Raw genomic sequence first — 941 nt, forward strand, 5'->3', positions numbered from 1 at the left:
GGCAAGCCGGGCCGACTGGTTCCAGTAACAACTAGCACCACAAGCCTAGGGTCTCCCAGAGCACCGCGCTCTCCTAGGACGAGACCTATACGTCGCGAAAGCCGCGTGGCTCTCGCCTTAAACGGACTAGTGCGTCTGACGCCAAGCGGCGGGCGGAGGACATCGCGGAGCAGGTGTCGGGCGTCAAGCACGTCCAGAACAACATCCGCGTCCAGCAATCGTCTGGCACAATGGGATCTGCGTCTGCGACGACTGGCACCACCGCAGCTGGGTCTGCCAACCAGGACGCCGGCTCCAGCGGGCGTAAAGTTGGCGCATAAGAGATCCAGCAAAGTGGTGTCGTAGCTGACTACAAGGCACTGCTGTGAGTGTTCGAGCAGTCTGGCAATGACAGGTGTTGTTAGGCTGCTCGATCGCCCTTCCGCAGTTTCGCAGCCGTGAGTCTCTGAAGGGCAGATAATTCCGCGCCCTTTCGTCGTCATGCGGCCAGATCTTGTTTGTGGTCCTGGTCTTTACTCGGATGCCTCTTCGTAACAGATCGGCTTTTGTTCTGTTGGCCTAGTGTTCGAGCTGATCAATCATAGGCTGCGTGATCAGGCAAATTCCGCTCTCGGTGCGCCGAAAGCGCTGCATATCCAGAGCAGGATCCTCTCGCGCCACGAGACCCTCTGGGATCCGAACACCACGATCAACAATGACCTTGGTCAGCCGGGCCGAACGGGCAATCTCAACCCCGGGCAACACCACAGCATCCTCCAGGTGGGCACCGGAGTGAACACGGGTGCCGGTGAACCAAAGCGATCGGTAAGGTGAGAGCTAGAGATGTTTGATCCCGGGGTTTGATGGTGCATTCTTATCGCCGGAATGGAGGGATGCGCTATGGGCCAGGTTCTCCATGGGAGCGCCACAACGACAGAGGCAGTCCGTCGAGCAATACAGCA

Annotated in this window: 2 pseudogenes; one reads left to right on the forward strand and one right to left on the reverse strand. The window is 58.8% G+C overall.

What is annotated here, in order from left to right:
- Nucleotides 1-149: 149 nt before the first annotated feature.
- Nucleotides 150-320: pseudogene (locus ACS5Q1_RS45900) on the forward strand (hypothetical protein); the annotation flags it as partial.
- Between the two features lie 238 nt (nt 321-558).
- Here ACS5Q1_RS45900 and ACS5Q1_RS45905 read toward each other — a convergent pair.
- Nucleotides 559-804: pseudogene (locus tag ACS5Q1_RS45905) on the reverse strand (GlgC family sugar phosphate nucleotidyltransferase); the annotation flags it as partial.
- Nucleotides 805-941: the final 137 nt, after the last annotated feature.

It is taken from the genome of Microvirga sp. GN3 (assembly GCF_055792825.1).